Source organism: Streptomyces cyaneochromogenes (assembly GCF_003963535.1).
Lineage (GTDB): Bacteria > Actinomycetota > Actinomycetes > Streptomycetales > Streptomycetaceae > Streptomyces > Streptomyces shaanxiensis.
Genome location: NZ_CP034539.1, coordinates 8,120,299 through 8,144,484, shown reverse-complemented (window position 1 = coordinate 8,144,484; position 24,186 = coordinate 8,120,299). Strand labels below are relative to the sequence as shown.

The window sequence follows — 24,186 nt, the reverse complement described above, 5'->3', positions numbered from 1 at the left end:
TGTCGACCAGCCGTTACCGCGGCGAACCGACGCCGCCGCCACGGCTGTGCGTGCCCTGCCCCGCGACCCCGAGCTGATCCGCAGGACAGAAGCTTGGGGAGGGCGAGGTGGCGCAGACCGCCATGTCTGGTAACGGAACGACCGCCGGTGACGATCCACTCCAGACCGCGGTATGGCGGCTGCGCTCACGCGCCTGCTGGGCGGACGCGGCGGCCCTGCTCCAGCCGGTCACCGCTCAGGCCGCGCTGCAGCGGGCCGCGCTGCTGGTGGAGCGGTGTCTCTACACCGAGCAGGGCTGGGAGGAGGCCGAGGACGCGCTGCGCACGGCCGAGGCACTGGCCCACAGCGACGACGAGCGGGGGGCGGCCGCTTGTGAACGCGGGCAACTTGCCTACGCGGCGACCCTGCACTCAGTGCGCGACCGGGCCGACGAGGCGCGGGCCGCGCTCGGGCGGGCGGCGGCGCTGATCCCTCCGGGGGCGGCGGGGCGGGCGGTGCTGGACTTCCGGCGGGGGCTGCTCGCGGAGAACCTCGCGCGTTCCCCCCAGGCGGCCCGTGCGGCGTACCGGCGGGCCCATGCGGGCGCGACGGCCCACGCCGACCCGCTCCTCCTCTCCTTCACCTGGCGTCACCTGGCCGGACTCGCCCTGCGCGACGGCGAGTTGGCGGAGGCCCGCCACGGCTTCGCCGAGTCCCTGCGCATCCGCGAGGAGCTGGGCTATCTGGTGGGCACGGCGCCCGCGCTGGCCTCCCTCGCCGACGCGGAGGCCGAACCCGAGGCGTCGCGCCTGCGCGAGGAGGCCCGCCGCCTGTTCCGCCTCCTGGGCGGCGTCCCCACATGGCTCGCCCACCAACTGACTCCCCCCACCCCGGGGGCGGCCGCCACGGCGTGACCCGCCCCAGCCTTTTCCTCGCCCCCGCCGCCCCTACCCGTCCCGTCCCTGGGGGCTGCCGCCCCCAGACCCCCGCATCGGCCCGAAGGGCCTCGTCCTCAAACGCCGGACGGGCTGAAATGCCGGGACCGGCGTCCAGAGGTGACGGCCCACCGGGGATGGCGCCACCTCGCCCTCAAACGCCGGACGGGCTGGAATGCCGGGACCGGCGCCGAGAGGTGGCCGCGTACCCCCACGCACCCGGCGGCCGCGTACGGCGGGAAGGGGACGTGTCGGGGGGTGTCCGCCCGCAGTGGCCGGCGTCAACACGCGGCACCTCCCGGCCTAAGTCCAACCGCCGGTCCGAGGACGGACACCCCCCGGCACGGCCCCGACCCACACCCCACCCGCAGGCGCTACGCGCACCCCCACCCCACCCGCACAGGCCGCCGCAGGCAGGGACGCGACAACCTCAGCCCGCCCCCGCGAAGTGCTCCCCCACCAACGACCGCACAACCTCCAGCTCCCCGGCGACCAACGCGTCCAGCAACGCCGTGTGCTCCGCCGCGTCGGCGACGAGGTCGGCATGGCCGCGGCCGGTCGGGCGGGCTGGGCTCACCAGGGGCCACTGGGCGCGGCGGTGGAGGTCGTCGGCGATCTGGACGAGTTGGTCGTTGCCGCAGAGGGAGAGCACGGCGCGATGGAAGGTGCGGTCCGACTCCGCGTACGTCGCCCGGCACCCGGTCGACGCCGCGCGAACCGTCGCCTCGGCCAACGGCCGTAGTTCCGCCCAGCGTTCGGCAGGGACGGTGCGTGCGAGCCGGAGCATCACCGGGACCTCGATCAGCGCACGGACCTCGGCCAGCTCGGCCAGCTCCCGGGCCCCGCGTTCGACCACCCGGAACCCCCGGTTGGGAACGACCTCCACGGCCCCTTCCAACGCGAGCTGCTGCATGGCCTCGCGAACCGGCGTCGCGGAGACCCCGAAGCGTTCGCCGAGCGCGGGAGCCGAGTAGACCTCCCCGGGCGCAAGGTCACCGGTGACGAGCGCCGTACGCAGCGCGTCGAGGATCTGCCCCCGCACCGAGACCCGCTGAAGGACCGGCCGCGGCCGCGGAATGGGCTGCTCACTGTGGGTGTGCTCACCACGAGCCGCCGGTGTCCCCGAAGTCCCCGAAGTTCCCGAAGTCTCCCGGGACCGGGTCTGCCCCGACACCGGACCCAGACCAGGACCCGAACCCAGCCCCGCGCCCGCGCCCAGACCTGGGCCCCGGTCCACGCCCCCGCCCTGCGGCGGCACCCTCGGCACACCCGACGCCCCCGAGGCATCCGAGACCCGCGAAACACGCGGGCTCTGCGAGACCTGTGGATTCCCCGTTTCCGCGGAGCCCTGCGCGCCCTGCTTCACGGGTCCTCCTCCGGACGTGTCGGTACTTGGCGTCATTACGGCGGGTTGTTACTCGCCCGTCAAGCACCTTAGGCGCAGAACTCGACAGTTCAAACCGCAGCGATCTTGGGTAAGGTAAGCCTTACCTTTGAAGTCGAGCGAATCGGCGGCCCCCATGCCCGTGCCCCCCATAGCCCTCGCGGACGCGTACACCCGTCTCACCGAGGCCTTCCCGGGGCTCGACATCATCCAGCCGACCGGCGACGAGCACCTCCCCGAACACGGCGGCTGGATCCCCGCCACGGCGCTCGCGGAGGGCGGCGCCGGCCTCGACGCGTTCCTGGCATGGGACGACGCACAGGTACTGCGCGACTACGGACAGCCCGCACGCCCGGACGTCGTCGCCAGCTTCGGCCTGCACCGCTACGCCTGGCCCGTCTGCCTGCTGATCACCGTGCCCTGGTTCCTGCTCCACCGTGTCCCCCGCTTCCCCGTGACACATGTCTCCTACGACCGCACGGCCCCCGGCCTCCCCATAGGCCGCCTCGCCGCCAGCCCCACCACCTTCGCCTGCCTCCCCGACGACCCGGCGGCGACGCTGCCCGGCGCCAGGGTCGTACCGGACGAGGAGGCGCTGCGCGCGGAGGTGCGTACGGCCGTCGCCGAGCACCTCGAACCCGTTCTCGGCGGTTTCGGACCCCGCATGCGGCGACGCGGACGCGCCCTGTGGGGCATGGCGACCGACGAGGTCGTGGAGGGCCTGTGGTACGTCGCCCACCTGTTCGGCGACGGCGAGCAGGACCGCGCACGGCGCGAGCTGGAGCTGCTGCTGCCGGGCGCGACGAAACCGTACGTCGGTTCGGCCGCGTTCCGTGAACTCACCGGCCCGAACGGCGAGTCACTGCCCACCCGGGACCGGGCGAGCTGCTGCATGTTCTACACGGTGCGCCCCGAGGACACCTGCGCCACCTGCCCGCGCACCTGCGACGTGGACCGGGTCAACAAGCTTCTGGCCGCCGCCGGCTGAGGTACCGTCACTGCCTGCTGAGCCCCCCTCAGACGTGGCTGTAATCCGCCGTGCCGTAAGATCACCCGAGAGCGCGACACCCGTTACGGTTACAGGCGTTTCACAAATTCCTCACTCCGCGCAGGAACTTTTCCTGGAACCACCCGTACGGGTAGTGTTGCTCGAACTCAACTCCCGCCCCTCAAGCGGCAGTTCGAGCAGAACGCCGCCCTGGGCATCCCCTTGCACTTCCTTGGCGGCCTCTTGCCCCGAAACCCTCTGAGGGCCGGTGGGATTGGGCCACTATGGCGGGCGTTACGCCCTATCCCAATGCAAGGGACCCCAGATGAGATTGACCGACATATCGCTGAACTGGCTGCTTCCGGGCGCCGTCCTGCTCCTGGGCCTGCTGGCGGCGATAGCGGTGCTCCGGCGCGGGAAGGCCGCGGGGAAGGACACGAGCGCGGACGACTCGTGGGAGCGCAGCGAGGAGCGCCGTCGGCGCAAGGAAGCCCTGTACGGCACCGTCTCCTACGTCCTGCTGTTCTGCTGTGCGGCCGTTGCCGCGGCACTCTCCTTCCACGGCCTGGTCGGCTTCGGTGAGCAGAACCTCGGCCTCACCGGCGGCTGGCAGTACCTCGTGCCCTTCGGCCTCGACGGCGCGGCCATGTTCTGCTCCGTACTCGCCGTCCGCGAGGCCAGCCACGGTGACGCGGCCCTCGGCTCCCGCATACTCGTGTGGACGTTCGCGTTCGCCGCGGCCTGGTTCAACTGGGTGCACGCGCCCAGGGGCCTCGGCCACGACGGCGCCCCGCACTTCTTCGCCGGCATGTCCCTGTCCGCGGCGGTGCTGTTCGACCGGGCGCTCAAGCAGACCCGCCGGGCCGCCCTGCGCGAGCAGGGTCTGGTGCCCAGGCCCCTCCCGCAGATCCGGATCGTCCGCTGGCTGCGGGCGCCCCGCGAGACCTACAAGGCCTGGTCGCTGATGCTGCTGGAGAACGTGCGCAGCCTGGACGAGGCGGTCGACGAGGTCCGCGAGGACATGCGGCAGAAGGAGACGGCCCGCCTGCGCCGGCGCGAGCAGCAGCGCATGGAGCGTGCCCAGCTGAAGGCGATCAGCCGGGGCCACCGCGGCTTCGTCGGCCGCGGCGGCGGCGGACGGCACGTGGAGCCGCAGGCGGCCCTGGAGCGCGCCTCGGCCCAAGTCTCCGCGGAGCCTGCCATATCCACGCCGGAACAGTTGCCGGTACGCTCACGTCCCTCACTGCAGCCCGTACGCACCGGTTCTGACCCGGTGACCGTCGACCTCACCGCGGAGGACGACACAATGGCGCTGCCGCGACTCGACTCCCTGGAGCGCAAGCTCAAGGACCTCGAGCAGCAGTTCGGCTGAGAACGCCGCACGCCTCTCGTCGACGGGAAGGGGCGCGACCCAGGTCTCGGGTCGCGCCCCTTCCCGTTGTCGTACGTCGTCACGCCGGAGCCGCGTACGTGTTACGCCGCGTCCGCGTCGAGCTCGAACCACACCGCCTTCCCCACGCCGTGCGGCTGCACACCCCAGGCGTCCGCGAGGGACTGGACCAGGAGCAGGCCTCTGCCGTTCGTACCGTCGTCGGCGTTCGGTACGCGCGGTCTGGGCCTGCGGGACACGAAGTCCCGCACCTCCACCCGGAGTCCGCCCGGTCCGACGGTGGCCGTCAGGACCGCTTCACGGTCGGTGTGCACCATCGCGTTGGTGACGAGTTCGCTGGTGAGCAGTTCGGCTATGTCCGATCGTCCGGGCCTTCCCCAGGTCCGTAACAGTTCGCGCAGTGCCTTGCGTGCCTCCGGGACCGCGCGCAGGTCCGCCCGCCCGAGTCTGCGCCTGAGTTGAGGCGTCTGCGTGTGTTCCCCGGCGCTCGCGGCCCTGCCCTCCACCGCCTCCACCGAGGAGGCCCCGAATGTCGTGGGACCGCCTCCCCATGCCTGCCTCTTCATGACCCCCGCCCGCGTGCCGATGTTCGTTCCCCTCCTGCTCGAACACGTTCACGGGAACCATTTCCCGGACGGACCCCCGACAGTCATGTCGAATCGTCAACGACCGGGTGTTCGGCCATCGTTGTGGCGGCCCGGGCCCGGTGGATGAATCCTGGAACGTCACCCACCGGCCGCCCGGGAGTCGTCGTACGCGACGGACGAACCGTGTCGGCCACCGGCCACGCACGCTCCCGTCAGGCCGGGGACGGGTTCCGGCGAGGGGAGGCGAGGCGGTTCTTCTGCTTCCGGCCGGGGCGGCCGACCAGGGCAGTCCCGCACGACCACATGCCGACGGGCATGGAGACCTCCTGACGGTGGAGGATCGGTCCGCTCGCCGACTACCGCCTGCCGCTACCGCCGTACCCGACGCAGAGGTGTGACGGTTGGGGCTCGGCACCGAGGCGCTCCCGGCGCTCGTGCCCGAGGGCGGCGAAACTGGCCGGAAATCGGTTGTTCAGCCGGGATGGTGCGGCCTGCGCGAAGGGGCGTTCCGATGGTGCGGGGCCGCCCGCCCGACCCCCGTCCGGGAGGGCGGCCCCGCCGGCGCGGCGGTCAGTAGAGCTTGTTGACCGCGGTGGTGGTCGTCTTCTTGAAGGCCTTCACCGGCGCGCTCGTGAAGTCGCCCATCTGCCCCCACTGCACGACGGTGACGGTGCCGCCGTCCCGGCCGACGGAGAGGAGGCCGATGTCCATGGCGCCCCAGGAGGCGCGGGTGTGCACGCCGTGGACGCGGGCGCCCTCCTCGACCGGCAGGCTGCCGTAGCTCCGGTACTCGGCCTCGATCTCCGGGTCGGCGTCGCTGCGTTCGACGCAGGACCGGACCTCCTTGTTGAGGCGCGTGGCGAGGGCCTTGGCCTTGGCGTTGTCGCCGACGACGACGTTGAGCTGCTGGGCATTGGTCTCGAGGTCGGTGCGGAAGGTGCGGTAGCGGGAGTCGTAGGCGAGCAGTGCCTCGCCGAAGCAGTACTGCATCTCCTCCGGGACGCCGTCGGTGACCTTGCCGGCGGTCCAGGCGGAGGAGGGGTGCGGCGGGAGTTGGGAGGCCGACAGGAACTTCGGCGCGGGCGCCTTGGTCGCGGCGCCGGCCGGTGCGGCGGAGAGTGCGGCGCCTGCGGCGAGGCCCGCGACGGCGAGTGCGGCGAGCATGCCGGCTCGGGTGCGCTTGGGCATGGATGTCCCCCGTGAGTGAGATGAGAGCGTGAAAGATCGCAAAGAGGGTCGTCACCGGGGCCGGATGGTCCGTCCGGCCTCCCGGCCCTGTCGGCCCGGTCGGTGCGACACCAAGAGCATCAGCGGTCACAGCGGACGGCCGCAAGCTCCGCCGCCGGATCCGCGACGGTGGAACCATCCCAGCCCTTCTGACGTGCAGGTATATGGAGTGCCTGGGATGCCGTCCCGGGACGGTGAGGACGCGGGGGAACTGTGTCGGAAGTACAGGACGACGTCCAGGAGTTCGCGGCGTTACTCAGACGCCTGAAGGAACGCACCGACCGCAGCTACGGCCAGCTGGCCCGCCGCCTGAACATGAACACCTCCACGCTGCACCGCTACTGCGCCGGTGACGCGGTCCCCCTCGACTTCGCACCCGTGGAGCGCTTCGCCGCGCTGTGCCAGGCGACGCCGGAGGAGCGGCTGGAGCTGCACCGGCTGTGGATCCTGGCGGTGGCGGCGCGCCAACGGGCACGGACGGCGAGCCCTCCCGCGACGACGCCCGCTGCTCCTACGGTTGGCAACGCCCCCTCGGACAGCGACCTTTCATCCGCGGACGGCTCCTCCTCCGCGATGCCCGACGAGGCACCGACCGAGCCACCCCGCCGCCCGTGGTACCGGCGCCGACGCCTCCTGGTCTCCGCCGCAGTGGCGACGGCACTCCTCGCCACGCTCGGCAGCCTCTCCGCGCTGCCGGACGACGACGGTCCCCGGGCGAGCGATTCCGTCCAGGCGACCGATCCGCCCCGTACGACGGAGGCGGCCACCCCCCGCCCGAAGTCGGCCAAGTCCCCCAGCCCCTCACCCACCACCTCCTCGCCCTCGTCCGGCACGTCCGAGGAGCCCTCGGCGAAGCCCACCGAGAGCGCCGGCAAGCCCTCGAAGGGAGCCGGTCAGGAGCCGCCCTCGACCGGTGTCCCCCTCACCTGGAGCACCGACTCCCATGTCTGGCAGGCCGGCTGCGGCCACACCTACGTCGTCACCAGGTCCCCGCAGCAGGTGCCCCCGCCGCCGGCCCCGCAGGACGCCGCGGCCTGGGCGGCGTCGCAGAGCGCGGTGCACGGACGGCAGACGCTGGTGGAGATCAGCGTGCAGGGGCGGTCGTCTGCGGCCGTCGTCCTGAAGGCGCTCCGGGTACGCGTCGTGGGCCGCTCGGCACCCGCCGAGGGCAACGCGTACGCCATGAACAACGGCTGCGGCGGAGCGCTGACGCCCCGCTACTTCGACGTCGACCTCGACAAGGACCGGCCCATCGCACGCCCGGTCGACGGCAACGACACGGGCGTGACGATCCCGGCGATGCGGCTGCCGTACCGCGTGTCCGACGAGGACCCGGAGGTGCTGCTGATCGACGCGCGGACGGAGGGGTGCGACTGCAGCTGGTACCTCGAGCTGGACTGGTCCTCCCAGGGCCGCACCGGCACGGTCCGCATCGACGACCACGGCCGCCCGTTCCGCACGACGAGCACCGAAGGACTGCCGCGGTACGAGTACGACACCTCGGCGCGCAAGTGGATGACATACGGCTGAGCCGTACCGCCGGGGGCGGGTCGTCTCCTCACGCCTCCCACACGCCGGCGGCCGTACGGTCGTCGGCGTACCCCTTCACCCTGACCTGGGTGTCGGCGAGGAACTCGGCGAGCCCCGGCGGTTCGGGGCCGGACCAGCGTCCGGTCAGGTGGGCGGCGAGTTCGGGTTCGCCGCGCAGCGGGTCGGCGAGGCCGCCCGTGCACATCAGGAGGGTGTCGCCGGCGCGGGCGACGGAGGCGCGGAAGCGGAAGGGTTCGCGGGGCGGCTCGGGCGCCGGGTCGTAGGGACTCGGAGGTGTGGTGATGCCGAGGTCCATGGTGAGGCGGTCGCCCTCGGGGGTCTCGGGGGGCAACGAGCCGAAGCCGACGACGGGTTCGCCGGTGGCGTCGGTGACGCGGGGCTCGATGTCCTGCCACTCGCCGTCCCGCAGGCGGAACAGTCCGCCCGCTCCGACGCCGAAGAAGACGCGGGTACGGCAGTCGGGGTCGGCGGGAAGGAGCAGGCACCGCAGGGTCGCCGCGTACTCCTCCGGCTCTATGCCCTGTTCCGCGGCGCTGGCGCGGAGTTTGCCGAGGCTGCGGTCGGTGAGGCGGTGCAGGCCGGACTTCAGGTCGGCGCGCCGGGCGGCCCTTATGTCCTCCGCGAGCTGCGGATGACTGCGGCCGACGGCCCGGCCGATCCAGTGACAGGCCTCGGCGGCGGCGCGGTGGGCGTTCGGGGTGGCCCGGGCGCCGGTCGCCATCGCCACGAGGATCAGGGCGTGTTCGCCGGTGCCGAAGCGGGCGGTGAGCAGGGAGTCGCGGCGGGGTTCGCCCCGGTAGCGGGCGGAGTCGCCGCGCAGGGAGACGGCTCGCAGGGTGCAGGCGCCGTAGTGCGCGCCGTCCAGGACGGTGTCGGCGACCAGGTCGTCGAGGTCGTCGGGGTCCGCGGGCGGAAGAGCGGTGGGTTCGGGGGCGTAGGTGGGTGGGCCGCTGCCCACGTAGTCGACGGGGGCCGGTAGGCGGGTGGGGACGTCCACGTGGGTCGCCGTGCGGGGCTCGTCGTCCTCACGCGTCGGCGTCGCGCGCTCCGGGGGCGGTGCCTCCACCGCGATTCCGGGTGGCTCCACCGCGGGTCCCGGCTCCTCCACCGTGAATCCCGGCGGCCTCGGCAGACCGGGCGGGAAGGTCGACGGAACCTCCACGGCGTCCGCGCCCGCCCGTGGCGCCGGAACCGCAGCGCTCTTGCCCGACACCCCCGCCGCCGAGGCGAACCGGTCGTCGAGCGAGTCCGGCGCGGCCGTGGCGCCCGTGTCCTCGGCGGAGTCGCCGTACAGCTGCCCCCACCAGTCGTCCTCGTGACCGGTGGGCCTTCCCCCCTGCTGGCTCATGCCCCCAATTGTCCACCGCACGGGCCGGATGAAAACGGGGCATCCGGAAAATCCGACCCCAAGAGGCGACACAGGTCGCCGGGCAGCCCCACCCCCCACGGGAGAGCCGCCCGGCGACTTTTGTGTGACCCGGGCCCGGATCCCCTTCGCGCGCGTCAGCGCACGTCGTGGGCCCGGCTCACGATCTGGGTGACCGAGGTGCCGTTCGCGTCGGTCAGGACGGCCCTGAATGTGACCGTGCGCGACGTCGGTCAACTCCCCCGGCTCGTAGCCCGCGTGGCCCGTAGCCGTGAGGGTGATCGCCTGACCGCCCTCGGCGGGGAGTGTCTTGAGGCCGTCCTCGGGCAGCGTGTACCTCAGGAATAGCATCGCTATGCCTTGCTAGTACACGTTCTCGTCCAGTGCCGAGCGGAAGGGTGCCCGCCGAGGGAGGGCGACACCGTCGATCGGGTCGAGGACGAGGCCGCGCCCTCGGGGTAGACGTACAGGTCGTCGCCGGACGTGACGAGGACGCGGTCGCCGGAGACGAGGGTGACGACGGAGCCGGCGCCGGTACCGGGGGTGGCCCGCGAGCCGGCGCCGGTCAGCGATCCCGGCCCGTCGGTGGGCACGTCGGTGGCCACGGGTGCGGGTACGTCGGTTGCCGCATATGTCGGTGCGGCGTCTGCCGCGTGCGTGGGTACGGCTGTCGTGACGGCCAGGATGGCGGCGGTCGCCGCGCCCAGGGCCGTACGCGGTATCGCTCCTCCCCAAGATCGTCTCTTTCCGTGCTGCCGCCTGCCCACGGGCGCGAAAGCACAGGCCAAGACTGCCCAAGTCGGGCAAAGCGGGCGACGGTTGATGCTGCGGTGGCGACACCTTGGCAGAGTCACAGGTGGTGCGGCGATGATGTGCGGAGGCGGTTTTGCGCCGTGGCCGCTTTCCGCCACGGACCGGACACCGGTGTTCGACCTGGGGAGGGGCGCGGCCCGATGCTGGGAGCGATTGGTCTCGACGAGACGCACGAGTCGGCGTACCGGGCCCTGGTGTCCGTGGGCGCCGCCGACGTACCGGATCTCGCGCGACGGCTGACCCTCGGCGAGTACGACACCGAGCGCGCCCTGCGCCGTCTGGAGCGGCACGGTCTCGCGGCCCAGTCCTCGGCCCGCCCCGGCCGCTGGGTCGCCGCACCGCCCGGGGTGGCGCTGGGCGCGCTGCTCACCCAGCAGCGGCACGAGCTGGAGCGGGCGGAGCTGGCGGCCGCGATGCTCGCCGAGGAGTACCGGGCGGCGGCCGCCGAACCCGCCGTGCACGACCTGGTCGAGGTGGTGATCGGGGCGGCCGCGGTGTCGCAGCGCTTCCTGCAGCTCCAGCTCGGGGCGAGCGAGGAGGTGTGCACGCTGGTCACCGGCAGCCCCGTCGCCGTCACCGGCACGGAGAACGACGCGGAGGAGCAGGCCGCCGATCGCGGCGTCCGCTACCGCGTGGTCCTGGAGCGCTCGGTCCTCGACCAGCCGCACGGCATCACCGAGCTGTCCGCCGCGCTCGGCCGCGAGGAACAGGTGCGGGTCGTGGACCGGGTCCCGACCAAGCTGGTGATCGCCGACCGCACCCTCGCCCTCGTCCCGCTCACCTCGCACACCGCGGAGCCTGCCGCCCTGGTCGTCCACGCGAGCGGGCTCCTGGAGCTGCTCTCCGGGCTGTTCGAGTCGGTATGGCGGGAGGCGCTGCCGATACGCCTCGGCACGTCCGGCATCACCGAGCAGCAGCCGGACGGGCCCGACGAGACCGACCTGGAGGTGCTCTCCCTGCTGCTGGCCGGACTGACCGACGCGAGCGTGGCCAAGCAGCTGGACCTGGGCCTGAGGACCGTGCAGCGCCGGGTGAAGCGTCTGATGGAGCTGACCGGGGTGACGACCCGGCTGCAGCTGGGGTGGCACGCGTACGACCGGGGGTGGGTGGCGCGGGAGCGGCAGGGGTGACGGGGCGCACCCCCGGCGACCACGCTGATCTGCGCGTCCTCGCGGGCTCCGGCACTCTGGTCAGATGGGAGTGTGGGACCTCGTGCTGGTCGGCCTGGTCCTCCTGCTCGGCCTCTGCGGGGTGCTGGTGCCCGGGGTGCCGGGGTCGTGGCTGGTGTGGGCCGCGGTCATGTGGTGGGCACTGCAGGACCCCCAGCCGGTCGCGTGGTGGGTGCTGGTGGGGGCCACCGTCGCGCTGTTCCTCTCCCAGGTGGCGCGCTGGGCACTGCCGCCGCGCCGGCTGCGGGAGAGCGGCGCCACGCCTCGGATGGCGGTGTACGCCGGGGTGGGCTCGTTCCTCGGCTTCTGCCTGATCCCCGTACTCGGCTCCATCCCCGGCTTCATGGCCGGCATCTACGTCGAGGAACGGCGCCGCCTGGGCCGCCACGGCGAGGCGAGGGCCGCGCTGAGGACGGCGATGCGGTCGGGCGGGTCGAGTGTGCTGGCGGAGCTGTTCACGTGCCAGCTGATCGCGGCGGCGTGGGTCGGAGCGGTGTTCTCGGGCTGATACATCGGGTCTCTGTATTTAGAGATCGACGACCAGGACCCCTTCTCGACGTTGCACCGGGAGATAGCTCCGATGAATCGCCGTACAGATGGAGGTGCGATGCCCGTCACGCGATGGTCCGTCACGCGTTGCCCTGGATCGCGCCCTCCAGCGTCAGCAGCCGGACCTTGCGGTCGAGGCCGCCCGCGTACCCGGTCAGTGACCCGTCGGCGCCGATCACGCGGTGGCACGGGCGGAGGATCAGCAGCGGGTTGGCGCCGATCGCGCCGCCGACGGCCCGAACCGCGGCGCGGGGCGCACCGATGCGGGCGGCCACCTCGCCGTACGTGGTCGTGGCCCCGTACGGAACGGTGCCGAGGGCGGCCCAGACCCGCTCCCGGAACTCGCTCCCCTCGCTGCGCAACTCCAGCTGGAACTCCTTGAGTTCACCGGCGAAGTAGGCGGCGAGCTGTTCCTCGGCCGCGCGGAAGAGCGCGGGGTCGTGCCGCCACCCGTCCTGGACGGCGCGGCCGCCTTTCTGCCCGGGCACGGAGAGCGAGGTCAGGGCACCGGTCGTCGGGTCGGCGGTGAGGAGGATGCGGCCGAGCGGGCTGTCGAGCTCGGTCCAGTGGAGGGCGTTCAGGGTGGTCATGCTTACTCCAACTCCCCTGCTGCGCGCAGGTGTTGCCAGGCATAGGTGCGCCAGGGGCGCCAGCTGTCGGGGACGTCGACGCCGGGTGGGGCGACGTCCGGGTCGCCGAGGGCGCGGGCATGGATGACGGCGACGGTACGGGCGTCCAGGCCGGGCAGACCGAGCAGCGCACGCCGCGCCTCGTCCCGGTCGGCGCCGGGGTCCAGCCGTAGGGCACCGTCGGCGAGGGCGGCGGTGAGCGCGCCCAGAGGACCGTCGGGCTCGGCGTCGGCGAGGACCGCCGCCTCGGGGAACAGATGGGTGAGGCTGCCGCAGGGCGAGTCGAGCGCCTTGCCGTACCGCGCCACCAGCCGCTCGGCCCGCGCCGGTCCGACCAGTGCCCTGACCGCCGACTCCTCCGCGTCGGCGGCACCGGGCGAGCGCAGCCCCGGCCGGGCGGCGACCATGGGCCCGAGCCGGGGGTCGGCGCCGAGCCGCTCGTCCACGGCGTACGGATCGGCATCGAGGTCGAACAGCCGCCGCAGCCGGTGGACGGCGGTGGTCAGGTCGCGGGGGTCGGTGAGGTGGATACGGGCGTCGAGCCAGCCGCCCGGATGGGCGCCGCCCCGTGCCCTGGAGGCACCGGTCCGCTCGTCGACGGCGACGATTGCGGTGCCGTGAGGCAGGCGGAGCGTGCGCCGGTAGGTCCGACGCCCGGGCGGCCCGGTCACGACCTCGACGCCGGGCACAATCTCGCGCTCCAGCAGGTCGAAGACGGCACCGCTCCGGTACGGACCCCGGTACGCCAGCCGCAGCGGTATCCCGGCCGACGGTGTGCCGGCACTGCGGGCGCCGCGACCGCCCTTCGGCGCGGCGGCGGCCCGCAGTTCGCTCGGCGTCGACGCGTACACCTCCCGGATCGTGTCGTTGAACTGCCGCACGCTGGCGAACCCGGCGGCGAACGCGATCTCGGTGATCGGCAGCTCGGTGGTCTGCAGGAGCACACGCGCGGTGTGCGCCCGCTGGGCCCGCGCGAGCGCCACCGGCCCGGCGCCGAGCTCGGCGGTGAGCTGCCGCTGCACCTGCCGGGCGCTGTAGCCGAGCCGCGCGGCGAGCCCGCAGACGCCTTCCCGGTCGACGACCCCGTCGCCGATCAGCCGCATCGCCCGCCCCACCGTGTCGGCGCGCACATTCCACTCGGCGGACCCCGGCACGGCGTCGGGCCGACACCGTCGGCAGGCCCGGAAACCCGAGCCCTGCGCGGCGGCGGCCGTCGCGAAGAACCGCACGTTGTGCCGCTTCGGCGTGACGGCCGGGCAGCTGGGGCGGCAGTAGATGCCGGTCGTCTCGACGGCGAAGAAGAACTCGCCGTCGAAACGACCGTCCCGGCTGCGTACCGCCTCGTACCTGGTGTCTTCGTCCATCACGGGGTCCAGTGTCCGCCGTCGGCGAGGGGGCGGGCCAGCGGAAAACGGACATGGCGCTGACCGACCAGCCCGTTGGGGGGTGCCCCCTCTGAGGGAGTTTGAGGACGAGACCCGTTCAGGGCCGAAGCCGGGGGGCCGGGGGAGCGGCAGCCCCCGGACACGGCCAAGCGGACACCGGAACCGTCACCGCCAACGGCCCCGCTTCGCCTCCATCGCCGCGCGCCCCTCCGCCCCCTTCCGCTTCCAGTCCCGCCTGATCTCGGCCCGAAGCCGCGCGTCGGTCTTGGCCACGATCCGCTGGTTCTCCCGCATCAGCTTCCGGTAGCTCTCCAGCCGCCGCTCGGGCAGCTCACCGGTTTCGATCGCGGCCAGCACGGCGCACCCCGGCTCGGCCTCGTGCGCGCAGTCGTGGAAACGGCACCGCTCGCCCAGCTCCTCGATCTCCGAGAAGACCTGGCCGACGCCGGTCTCGGCGTCCCAGAGCCCGACGCCGCGCAGCCCCGGGGTGTCGATCAGGACCCCGCCGCCCGGCAGGGCGAGCAGATTCCGTGTGGTCGTCGTGTGACGCCCCTTGCCGTCGACTTCCCGGGCGGCCTGGACCTCCATGACGTCCTCGCCGAGCAGGGCGTTCGCGAGCGTCGACTTGCCCGCGCCGGACTGCCCGAGCAGCACGGACGTACCGCCGGAGACGAGGGCGACGAGCACGTCGAGCCCGTCCCCGTCCACGGCACTGACGGGCAGCACGGGCACCCCGGGTGCCGTCGTCTCGACGTCCTGGACGAGATGCGACAGCGTCACCGCGTCCGGCACGAGGTCGGCCTTGGTCAGGACCACGACGGGCTGCGCGCCCGACTCCCAGGCCAGCGCGAGGAACCGCTCGATCCGCCCGAGGTCGAGTTCGACGGCCAGCGACACGGCGACGATCGCGTGGTCGACGTTGGCCGCGAGGATCTGCCCCTCGGACCGCTTGGAGGAGGTGGAGCGCACGAAGGCGGTACGGCGCGGCAGATACGCGCTCACGTACCGCGGGCTCCCGGCGGGTTCGACGGCGACCCAGTCCCCCGTGCACACGACCCGCATCGGATCGTGCGGGGTGACGAAGGCCGTGTCGGCCCGTACGACCCCGTCGGCGGTGACGACGTCGCACTGCCCGCGGTCGACCCGCACAACCCGCCCGGGCAGCAGCCCCTCGGCGTCGTACGGGGTGAACGCGTCGGCCCAGGCCGAGTCCCAGCCGTAGGGAGCCAACGCGGAGAAAACAGAGGTGGAAGTCAACGGGTGACCCTTCACAAAGGGCGGCCCCGGCAGCCGCGTACGCATGACGCGGAGAGATCGGGTGAGTTCAGCCGGCGGCCACGGAGGTGGACTTGATGAACTGGATGCGGGCAGCGCCCATCGCAATGACAGCCATCGGTCGACACCTCCTCACCTACGTCGGATACGTCCGCTCGACGGCGGCGGCCACCGGCCACCGCCCTGAACAGCCGTCACTGTAGCCCGGCCCCACGAACACCCGTCAACTGGTTTTCGCGCAGTCGTGCCCGTTCAACGAGAAGTCGTACGCGGCCGAGTTCTCGCCCTCCCAGGAGGCGATGAACCCGAAGGAGAGCGTGCCGTCCGCGGGGACCGTCCGGTTGTAGTCGGCGGCCTTGGCCGTGACCCGGGAGCCGTTCTGGGCGAAGCTCGCGTCCCACATCTGGCCGACCTCCTGGCCGTCGCGGAAGGACCAGGCGACGCGCCAGTCGTCGAGGGCCCGTTCGGTGGTGACGGTGACGGTGGCCTGGAAGCCGTCGGGCCATTCGTTGACGAGGTCGTACTCGACGCCGCAGGTCGCCGGTTCGCTCGTGGACGGGGACGGGTCCGGGTCGTCCTCGTCGGCCGTGGACGACGTGGTGCCCTGGGGCTCCGGGTCGGGGTTCTTCGGCTCGGGCGAGTCGGGGCGCGGGGTCGTCCTCGACGGTTCCGGCGAGTCCGACGCGGCCTGCGTGGCGGACGTCACCGGCGCGGAGAAGCCGGGGCCGGCGACCGGCTGGCGGTCGGAGGGGTCGCCGCCCGCCGTGCTGCCGTCGCCGGTGGAGCCGGCGGGCATCACCGACACCGCGAGGGCGAGCGCCGAGACGAGGACGGCGGCGACGAGGAGGCCGTTGCGCACGACGCGCGCCTTGTGCGCGCCGGGGTTCGGCGGGCCGTCCGCGTCCGCCGGGTCGGGGCGTCGGGCACCGAGCCGCACCTCGGCGGCCCGGCGGCGGCGCTCCAGGTAGGCGAGGCCGCCCCAGCCGATCACACCGCCGGCGAGGGCCCCGGGCAGCCCGCCGCCGTGCAGCCGCAGACAGGCGGCGGCCTCGGCGCACCGCACGCAGGTGGCGAGGTGGCGGGAGAGGTCGTCCGGGGTGTCGGCGCCGGTCGAGCGGGTGACGGCGTCCAGGAGGCGGGCGTAGCTGCGGCAGTGCGCGTCCATCGGTGTGTCGAGGTGGTTGCGCTGGCAGCGGTCCCGGAACAGGCCCCGGACCTGGGCGAGTTCCTCGGAGACGGTGTCCGGGTCGAGGCCGAGCCGGCGGGCCACGGCGGGCAGCGGCAGCGCCTCCACCTCGGCCAGCCACAGCAGCGTGGCGTCCGGTTCCTGCATGTCGCGCAGTCCGCGCAGCGCGACCGGGCGCTGCAGCGGCGGTCCGGTGTAGCGGGCGGCCTTGTCGGAGTTGAGCCACAGGCGCAGGTCGGGGTCGAGCTTGTGGCCCTGGCCGGTCTCCTCCCAGGCGGCCGCCGTGGAGCGTACGGCGGTCAGGAGGAGCGGGATCCGGGGCAGGCGGGCCGAGCGGCGGCCCGCGCTTCTGAAGCTCCCGGTCTCGGCCTCGCGGGCCTCGCGTATGCCGGCCGAGAAGGCCTCCGCGGCCAGTTGGTTGGCCGCCGAGGAGCCGGCCGTGCACAGGTCGGCGTACGACAGCACGGCGTCCCAGCACTCGGAGAACAGCGCGGCCTCGGTGGCGTCCTGGGGAGTCGGCAGGTCGGGCATGAGTCTCCTGCATCCACATGCGAGGTCAACTCGCCATATTGGCAGTGGAGTTGGGGGGAACCTCGCGGCAGGGCATGAGCCTTTCACGTATTCAACACAACTGACAAGCGTCGTGTTCAGATGTCATGACAGACCGTCGCGTCCCCGCAACTCCAACCACTTGTACGGATACAAGTCCCGTCCGTCTCACCCGTACCGCCAACTCACTCACACCGTCTATACCGTCGTGGACTCCCCCGCGGGAAGGCTGTCCATGAAGGAGCTCACCGAGAACACCGCGCGGCCGGGGCCGGGCTCGCCGTAGCCGGGGGGCGAGGACAGGCCGAACTCGTCCATCGTGGCGCGGTAGGCCTCGAGCAGACGGATGTGGTACTCCAGCGGCGCGCCCTGCGGGTTGGCCTTGCCGAGCGGGGTCGTCGGCTCGGGGCACCAGGTGGTGAAACGGGGCGTGATGCCGTGGGACATGAAGAAGCGCAGGCCCTCGGTGGTGGACGCGATGGCCTCGTCGACGGTCGTGAAGCCGAAGGGCTCCGCCATCTCCACGCCGGCCACGAAGTTGGGGATGACGTTGCGCGCGCCGAAGACCTCGGCCGAGTCGAGGATGCGCTTGTGCCACTCGTCGCGGCCGACGTAGCGCTCCTTGCCCGGGCAGTACATCTTGAAGAGGTACTCGTCCCACACCTCGTAGTTGGGGTGGTAGATCTGGACGCCGTAGTCCTTGAAGCGCTGCACGTCGTCGCGCGGCAGCGCCTGTGCGACGACCTTGCCGATCCAGCGGCCCGGGAAGCGCTCCTCGATGGCCTTGGCGTAGTGGCCGTAGAAGTCGGCCTCGTCGCGCCCCGAGACCGTCTTGGTGATCGCGCCGCCGGTGAGGGTGTAGGCGGTGGAGGCCTTCGCCGTGTCGTACCGATCGATGATCTCCAGGGCCTCGAGTACCTCCTCGACGTCCTTCACCCCGGTGTACGGACGCCCGGCCGCCTTGTGCTGGCGCCAGTTGTGGTTGATGTCGCAGTACTGGCACTCCTCCTTGGCGCCGAAGTACTGGCAGACCCGGAAGACGGTGAGGTAGATCAGGTAGCCCCACTGGATGGTCGGGGCGACCTCCATCACCGACTTCCCGTTGGCGAGGGTGTGCCGGTAGTACTCCGGCATCGGCGGCACGCCCACGTCGGCGATCCGCTTGCCGTCGAGGTAGAGGCCGAGGACGCCGTCGTCATCGGCGGCGACGCGATACGGCGACGCCGGGTTCACCCGCACCGAGACGACGGTGCGCCGCAGGTCGTACGGCCCGCCGGTCAGGATGATCTCCTCCGGCGGTCGCCGCAGCGCTGCCTCGCCCAGCTCCGGCAGGGTGCCGTGGTCGAAGGAGAAGATGAAGTACGACTTCGGCTTGACCTCGCCGTCCTCGTTGTCGCTGAGGGCAGAGGGATCGAAGGCCACCCCGCCCCGGAGCAGATCCTCCTTGAAAACGGCTTCCCGCGGTACGTGCGGGAATCGCTCCATCAGATCCTCGACCAGTGCGGTGCGGCTGCCCATCCGTAATCTCCTCCCGGCTCTCTGGCGTACGACTCCTCACGGTATGCCCCCGGCCGGGCGTGAGCGGCGCCGGGGCCCCTCGGGGCGGTCGCGGCGAGGGGATGGGGGGAGTAGGAGGTGGCCGCGGGGACGCTTCGGGCTTGTGTCCCCCGGTCGCCGTCGCGCGCGTTCCCGCGCATGGCAAGCCCGCACCGGCGGGCGTGGCGGCCAACACGAGGCCCCGGCGAAGTACCTTCCCGCCCTGAACCGGGCGCACGAACAGCGCCCGGCGACGGCGTCGAGGCGGGCCGACCGAACTCCCCCAGCGGCGCGGCCGTGCCGCGCACGTCAGCGCGCGGCGCGCCGACGCCGGTGCCCGCCGTGGCTCATGCCTCCCGCTCCAGCACCGCCGGATCGACCGCGTACGCCACCTCCCCGCCCGCCGCCAGCCGTTCCGCCTCCCGCGCGACCGCGAGCCCCAGGCGGGCCGCCTCGTTGCCCTGGGAGCCCGCGAGGTGCGGGGTGATGAAGGCGCCCGGCAGGTCGTACAGGGGGGAGTCGGCGGGCAGGGGCTCGGGGTCGGTGACGTCGAGGATCGCGGAGAGGCGGCCGGTGCGGAGCTCGGCGATCAGGGCGTCGTGGTCGAGCAGACCGCCCCGGGCGGTGTTGATCAGGACCGCCCCGTCGGGCATCAGGGCCAGCTCGCGGGCGCCGATGAGATGGCGGGTCTGCGGGGTCTCGGGGGCGTGGATCGTCACGATCTCCGAGGTGCGCAGGAGGTCGTCGAGCGGGAGGAGGGGGACACCGAGCGCGGCGGCGCCCGCCTCGTCGACGTAGGGGTCGGTCAGGCTGGGGACCAGGTCGAAGGGGCCCAGGAGTTCCAGCACCTTACGGCCGATGCGGGAGGCGCCGATGACGCCGACCCGGCGGCCGTGGTTGCCGATGCCGGGGACGAGCCCCCAGCCGGGGAAGGCCCGCTCGCCGCGCAGGCGGTCGCGGGCGGCGAAGAGGTCCTTCCCGGCGAGCAGGATCATGGCGAGCGTGTACTCGGCGACCGGCACGGCGTTGGCGACGGCGGCCGAACTCACCGCGATGCCGCGCCGCCACAGCTCGGGCGTGGCGAGGCTCTTGACCGAGCCGGCCGAGTGCAGCACCGCGCGCAGTTTCGGTGCGGCGTCGAGGACCGCCGCGTCGAGGCGGGGGCAGCCCCAGCCGGTGACGAGGATCTCGGTGCGGGCGAGGGCGTCCGCGAGGCGAGGGTCCGTGAAGTCCTCGGCCACCAGGCCGGGGTCGATGTCCACCGACTCCCGCAGCCGCGCCAGCACTTCCGGCGGGAAGACCAGCGGCACGTTGTGGGAGGACATGGCGAACACGGCGTGCGCCCGCTGGGTCAAGGCGTGGCCTCCGCTCGGCAGGGTGAGGGGCGATGAGAAAGCGTTCTCTACCGTAGGCAGCAGCGGATGAGAGGGTCAACGCACAGGCACTCACCTTGAAGGACGGCAAGGATGACCGAGACGATCACCAACTGGGCGGGCAACATCACCTTCTCCGCCAAGGAGTTGCACCGGCCGTACTCGTTCGACGCGATCAGCGCCCTGGTCGCCGGAAGCGAGAGGGTGCGGGTGCTGGGCAGCGGGCACTCCTTCAACGCGATCGCCGAGCCGGGCCCCGAGGGCGTCCTGCTGTCGATCGCCGCCCTGCCGCCGGCGATCGACGTGGACCGCGAGGCCCGTACGGTCCGGGTCTCGGGCGGCGTACGGTACGCCGAACTCGCCCGCGCGGTGTACGCGCACGGCCTCGCCCTGCCCAACATGGCTTCCCTGCCGCACATTTCGGTGGCCGGCTCGGTCGCCACCGGCACGCACGGGTCGGGCGTCGGCAACGGTTCGCTGGCCACGTCCGTGCGGGAGGTGGAGCTGGTGACGGCGGACGGTTCGGTGGTGACCGTCGGCCGGGACGACCCGCGGTTCGGCGGTGCCGTCACCTCGCTGGGCGCCCTGGGTGTCGTCACGGCGCTCACCCTCGACCTGCAGCCGTCCTTCGACGTCGAGCAGCACATCTTCACCGAACTGCCGCTGGACGGACTGGACTTGGGGAAGTTCGAGACGGTGATGGCGGCGGCGTACAGCGTCAGCCTGTTCACCGACTGGCGCGAGCCCGGCTTCCGGCAGGTGTGGCTCAAGCGGCGCACCGACCAGCCGCTGCCGGACTTCCCGTGGGCCGCGCCCGCCACCGAGAAGCTGCACCCGGTGCCGGGGATGCCGGCGGTCAACTGCACGGAGCAGTTCGGGGTGCCGGGGCCGTGGCACCAGCGGCTGCCGCACTTCCGGGCTGAGTTCACGCCGAGCAGCGGGGCCGAGCTGCAGTCGGAGTATCTGCTGCCGCGCCGGTGCGCCGTCGAGGCGCTGCGGGCCGTCGACGGGATACGGGGAACGGCCGCCCCCGTACTGCAGACCTGCGAGGTGCGCGCGGTCGCCGCCGACGAGCAGTGGCTCAGCCCCTCCTACGGCCGGGACACGGTGGCGCTGCACTTCACCTGGATCGCGGACACCGCGGCCGTCCTGCCGGTGGTGCGGCGGCTGGAGGAGGCACTCGACGCCTTCGAGCCGCGGCCGCACTGGGGGAAGGTGTTCACGGTGCCGGCGGAGGTGCTGCGCGGGCGGTATCCGCGGCTGGCCGACTTCCGGGCGCTGGCGCGGGAACTGGACCCGGCGGGAAAGTTCGCCAACGCGTTTGTGCGGGATGTCCTCGAGGGCTGATACTTGCCAGTACCCTCGCACCGGGCCCTTCCAGCGGAAAGACTTTCTACAGCCCCTTTCCTAACCCCTTGTCGAAAGTCCGCGCACGCCATAGCCTTGCGCCGCGCCGGTGCCGACGTCGACCCGGCCTGGACCGAAGGGACGGGGCAGCCCGGTGCTGTGCTTTCCCGGGGGACAGCCCCCGGACCCCCAGCCGGTCCGAAAGCAACGGTGCTTGCCAGTGAGGGGAGTTCGATGAAGCGCGGCACATCACGTGACATCCGCACCGCGAACCGCTACGAGGTGCTGCGCCAGATCATCGCCTCGTCGCCCACCTCGCGGCAGGAGCTGGCGGCCGCCACCGGTCTCAGTCTCGCCACGGTCGCCACCCTGGTGGGCGAGCTGCTCGACCTCCGGATGATCACCGAGGTCGGGTTCGAGGACTCGGCCGGCGGCCGCCCCCGGGGGCTCGTGGCCGTCAACGCGTCCGGCGGCGCGCTGATCGGCGTCGACATCGCGGAGACGTACGTCCGGGTCGAGCTCTTCGATCTCGCCCTGAACGTCCTGGCCCGCGCCGACGAGGACATGCGCCCCGGCGAGAACCGCCCCGAGCAGGTCGTCGGCCATGTCGCCGCCGCCGTCGGAGCGGTGGTCGCGCAGGCCGGCGTGGAGGGCGCCCGGGTGCTCGGCGTCGGGGTGAGCGTGCCGGGGCAGGTGGACCGGGACACCGGCGTCTGCGAGTACGCGCCCAACTGGGACTGGCACGACGTGCCGCTGCTCGCCCTGCTCGCCGAGCACATCGCCTATCCCCTGTACATGGACAACCCGTTGCGCGCGAGCGCGGTGGCCGAGCTGTGGTTCGGTGCCGTGCGCGGCAGCGGGGACGCCGTGGTGGTCAACCTCGGCACCGGTGTGGGCGCCGGGCTCGTGCTCGGCGGCGGGCTGCACCGGGGCGTGAGCAACAGCGCCGGCGAGTGGGGCCATACGACGCTCGTGCTGGACGGGAGGCCGTGCCACTGCGGCAACCACGGCTGTGTGGAGACGTATGTCGGCGCGCCCGGGATCATGGTGAACCTGCGGGAGCTGGCCGCCGACAGCACCCTGCTGCACCCGGAGGACCAGACGGCCACGATCGACGCGCTGGCCCGTGGGGTCGCCGCGCACGATCCGGTGGCACTCAAGGTGGTCCGGGACACCGCCCGCTATCTGGGCGCGGGCATCGCGGACCTGGTGAACCTGTTCAACCCCGAAGTCGTCGTGCTGAGCAGCTGGGTCGCCGCGACCCTCGGCGAGCCGCTGCTGCACGAGGTGCGCGAGGCCGTGGCCCGGCATGCGCTCAGGCGGCCCCTGGCCGCCACCCGGATCGTCCTCTCCCCCATTCCCACCGACCCGGTGTGCCTCGGCGCGGCGACGTTCGCGCTGGAGGGAGCGCTGCAGTCGGTCGGCCAGAAGACCCCGTCGGTGGGGCACAGGACGGCGAAACGCACCGACCGCGCAAGGAGTCGTACCGCACCACCCGTGTGACGGCGGGCAGGGACCCGACCCCGTTACGTCCGGTATTCCGAACGTTGCGCAACGCTTCGTGCAGACTTCGTCCAACCCCTTGCCGAAGCCTTAGCCGAAGGTTAACGTCCCGCACCGCAACCCCTTTTGAGCCACCTGGCGCTGAGCCGCATCAGCCACCGGCGCAGGGCGCAGCCGCACTCGAGACAAGGACGTCAGCATGTCGGCATTGAGCAGCAGGAACTTCGACCGCCGTACCGCACTGCGAGCCGCTCTGGGCCTGGCCGCCGCCGGCGGGCTCGCGGCGTGTGGCAGCAACACCGGGCGCGGCGGAGGTTCGGGCGACGGCCTCGTCCAGTACTTCCACGCGTATGGCGAGGCCGGCGTCGAGCAGGCCGTCAAGAGGTACGCGAAGGCCTACGACAAGGCCGACGTGACCACGCAGTGGATCACCGGCAACAACTTCGAGCAGAAGCTGTTCGCCGCGCTGCTCACCGACAACGCCCCGGACGTCTTCGAGTTCCACCCGCAGATCCAGATGGTCAAGAGCGGTCAGGTGGCGGACCTGACCGACATCATCGATCCGGTCAAGGACGACTTCAATCCGGCCGACATCAAGTCACACACGGTCGACGGCAAGATATACGGCGTCCGGATGATCGACGACCCGCAGTTCCTCTTCTACCGGCCCTCGCTGTTCGAGAAGGCGAAGGTCGAGGTGCCGACCACGCTGGAAGAGCTGATCGAGGCCGCGGACAAGCTGACCACCAGCAAGGTCAAGGGCATCTTCCTCGGCAACGACCTGACCTCGGTGGACCGCCCGCTGATCTGGTCGGCCGGCGCCGACACCCTCACCGCGGACAACAAGCCCGCCTTCAACACCGACGCCGTCGCCGACGGCCTGAAGCAGCTGCGCGGTCTCTTCACCAGCGGCAACCTGCTCCTGGACGCCCCCGCCGACTCGTGGGACCCGTCGGCCCTGATCCAGGGCCTGACCGCGATCCAGTGGTGCGGCATGTGGGCCATGCCGGCCATGCAGAAGGCGCTCGGCGACGACATCGGCATCTTCCCCTTCCCGAAGGTCGGTTCCGCCGGAAAGCAGTCGGTCTACAACGGCGGCTGGTCGATGTTCGTCAACGCCAAGGGCAAGAACGTCGAGGCGGCCAAGGAATACGTCAAGTGGCTGTGGATCGACCAGAAGAAGTACCAGGAGGACTTCGCCACCTCGTACGGCTTCCACATCCCGCCACGCACCTCCCTCGCGGAGTCCGCGACCAAGCTGAAGTCCGGTCTGCCGGCCGAGGGAGTCAAGCTCTTCAACGAGTTCGGCCACTTCGACAACATCGGCTGGACCCAGGCCATGATCGCCGCGTTCTGGGACGTGATCGCCAACACCGTCCGCAAGGACGGTGACCCGAAGGCCGCGCTCGACGCCTGCGAGAAGAAGGTCGACGCCGAGCTCAAGAAGCTCTTCGGATAGACCGCC

Annotated in this window: 19 protein-coding genes; 9 read left to right on the top strand and 10 right to left on the bottom strand. The window is 72.3% G+C overall.

Going from position 1 to position 24,186, the window contains the following annotated elements:
• Positions 1-107 precede the first annotated feature (107 nt).
• Positions 108-893 carry a hypothetical protein gene (locus EJ357_RS36850; protein WP_126395996.1) on the top strand — a complete coding sequence of 262 codons (786 nt, stop codon included), beginning with the start codon at positions 108-110 and terminating at the stop codon, positions 891-893.
• Positions 894-1,344: 451 nt separating this feature from the next.
• Here EJ357_RS36850 and EJ357_RS36845 read toward each other — a convergent pair whose 3' ends face one another.
• Entirely contained in the window at positions 1,345-2,280 is a 936-nt protein-coding gene (locus tag EJ357_RS36845; RefSeq protein ID WP_228472722.1) for a GntR family transcriptional regulator, read from the bottom strand.
• Between the two features lie 154 nt (positions 2,281-2,434).
• Here EJ357_RS36845 and EJ357_RS36840 point away from each other — a divergent pair, with 154 nt between their 5' ends.
• Together EJ357_RS36840 and EJ357_RS36835 are read left to right on the top strand one after the other, a co-directional pair.
• A complete protein-coding gene (locus EJ357_RS36840) occupies positions 2,435-3,286 on the top strand; it encodes a (2Fe-2S)-binding protein (RefSeq protein ID WP_126395995.1) in 852 nt (283 codons plus the stop codon).
• A 325-nt stretch (positions 3,287-3,611) separates the two neighbouring features.
• On the top strand, positions 3,612-4,658 hold the full coding sequence (locus EJ357_RS36835; RefSeq protein ID WP_126395994.1) for a DUF2637 domain-containing protein: 1,047 nt from the start codon (positions 3,612-3,614) through the stop codon (positions 4,656-4,658).
• Between the two features lie 101 nt (positions 4,659-4,759).
• On the opposite strand, the gene EJ357_RS36830 is transcribed toward EJ357_RS36835, so the two are convergent.
• The gene (locus tag EJ357_RS36830) at positions 4,760-5,242 is read right to left on the bottom strand and encodes an ATP-binding protein (RefSeq protein WP_126395993.1); all 483 of its coding nucleotides are present in this window, start codon (positions 5,240-5,242) and stop codon (positions 4,760-4,762) included.
• Positions 5,243-5,833: 591 nt separating this feature from the next.
• The gene (locus tag EJ357_RS36825; protein ID WP_126395992.1) at positions 5,834-6,451 is read right to left on the bottom strand and encodes a hypothetical protein; all 618 of its coding nucleotides are present in this window, start codon (positions 6,449-6,451) and stop codon (positions 5,834-5,836) included.
• 252 nt (positions 6,452-6,703) lie between these two features.
• On the opposite strand from EJ357_RS36825, the gene EJ357_RS36820 reads away from it, so the two are divergent.
• Positions 6,704-8,020 carry a helix-turn-helix domain-containing protein gene (locus EJ357_RS36820; protein WP_126395991.1) on the top strand — a complete coding sequence of 439 codons (1,317 nt, stop codon included), beginning with the start codon at positions 6,704-6,706 and terminating at the stop codon, positions 8,018-8,020.
• A gap of 28 nt (positions 8,021-8,048) precedes the next feature.
• On the opposite strand, the gene EJ357_RS36815 is transcribed toward EJ357_RS36820, so the two are convergent.
• Positions 8,049-9,389 carry a PP2C family serine/threonine-protein phosphatase gene (locus EJ357_RS36815; RefSeq protein WP_126395990.1) on the bottom strand — a complete coding sequence of 447 codons (1,341 nt, stop codon included), beginning with the start codon at positions 9,387-9,389 and terminating at the stop codon, positions 8,049-8,051.
• 971 nt (positions 9,390-10,360) lie between these two features.
• On the opposite strand from EJ357_RS36815, the gene EJ357_RS36805 reads away from it, so the two are divergent.
• Positions 10,361-11,350 (top strand): helix-turn-helix transcriptional regulator, encoded by a 990-nt coding sequence (locus EJ357_RS36805; RefSeq protein WP_126395989.1) that lies wholly within the window; start codon positions 10,361-10,363, stop codon positions 11,348-11,350.
• Between the two features lie 64 nt (positions 11,351-11,414).
• Positions 11,415-11,897: a DUF456 domain-containing protein gene (locus EJ357_RS36800; RefSeq protein WP_126395988.1), complete on the top strand. Its 483-nt coding sequence runs from the start codon at positions 11,415-11,417 to the stop codon at positions 11,895-11,897.
• Between the two features lie 121 nt (positions 11,898-12,018).
• On the opposite strand, the gene EJ357_RS36795 is transcribed toward EJ357_RS36800, so the two are convergent.
• The 6 genes from EJ357_RS36795 to EJ357_RS36770 form a co-directional block, all read right to left on the bottom strand.
• The gene (locus tag EJ357_RS36795; RefSeq protein ID WP_175647649.1) at positions 12,019-12,528 is read right to left on the bottom strand and encodes a methylated-DNA--[protein]-cysteine S-methyltransferase; all 510 of its coding nucleotides are present in this window, start codon (positions 12,526-12,528) and stop codon (positions 12,019-12,021) included.
• A 2-nt stretch (positions 12,529-12,530) separates the two neighbouring features.
• Positions 12,531-13,931 carry a DNA-3-methyladenine glycosylase 2 family protein gene (locus tag EJ357_RS36790; protein WP_126400500.1) on the bottom strand — a complete coding sequence of 467 codons (1,401 nt, stop codon included), beginning with the start codon at positions 13,929-13,931 and terminating at the stop codon, positions 12,531-12,533.
• 186 nt (positions 13,932-14,117) lie between these two features.
• The gene (gene rsgA / locus EJ357_RS36785; protein ID WP_126395987.1) at positions 14,118-15,209 is read right to left on the bottom strand and encodes a ribosome small subunit-dependent GTPase A; all 1,092 of its coding nucleotides are present in this window, start codon (positions 15,207-15,209) and stop codon (positions 14,118-14,120) included.
• Positions 15,210-15,450: 241 nt separating this feature from the next.
• Complete coding sequence (locus EJ357_RS36780; RefSeq protein ID WP_126395986.1) at positions 15,451-16,944, bottom strand: cellulose binding domain-containing protein; 1,494 nt, start codon at positions 16,942-16,944, stop codon at positions 15,451-15,453.
• A 216-nt stretch (positions 16,945-17,160) separates the two neighbouring features.
• Positions 17,161-18,480, bottom strand: a complete 1,320-nt coding sequence (locus EJ357_RS36775) for a radical SAM protein (RefSeq protein ID WP_126395985.1) — start codon at positions 18,478-18,480, stop codon at positions 17,161-17,163.
• Between the two features lie 365 nt (positions 18,481-18,845).
• Positions 18,846-19,853: a hydroxyacid dehydrogenase gene (locus EJ357_RS36770; RefSeq protein ID WP_126395984.1), complete on the bottom strand. Its 1,008-nt coding sequence runs from the start codon at positions 19,851-19,853 to the stop codon at positions 18,846-18,848.
• A gap of 111 nt (positions 19,854-19,964) precedes the next feature.
• Between EJ357_RS36770 and EJ357_RS36765 the strand changes: the two genes are divergently transcribed.
• The 3 genes from EJ357_RS36765 to EJ357_RS36755 all read left to right on the top strand — a co-directional run bounded on the left by EJ357_RS36765 (position 19,965) and on the right by EJ357_RS36755 (position 24,180).
• On the top strand, positions 19,965-21,218 hold the full coding sequence (locus tag EJ357_RS36765) for a D-arabinono-1,4-lactone oxidase (protein WP_126395983.1): 1,254 nt from the start codon (positions 19,965-19,967) through the stop codon (positions 21,216-21,218).
• Between the two features lie 234 nt (positions 21,219-21,452).
• Positions 21,453-22,721, top strand: a complete 1,269-nt coding sequence (locus EJ357_RS36760; protein ID WP_126395982.1) for an ROK family protein — start codon at positions 21,453-21,455, stop codon at positions 22,719-22,721.
• Between the two features lie 199 nt (positions 22,722-22,920).
• Positions 22,921-24,180, top strand: a complete 1,260-nt coding sequence (locus EJ357_RS36755; protein ID WP_126395981.1) for an ABC transporter substrate-binding protein — start codon at positions 22,921-22,923, stop codon at positions 24,178-24,180.
• Positions 24,181-24,186 lie beyond the last annotated feature (6 nt).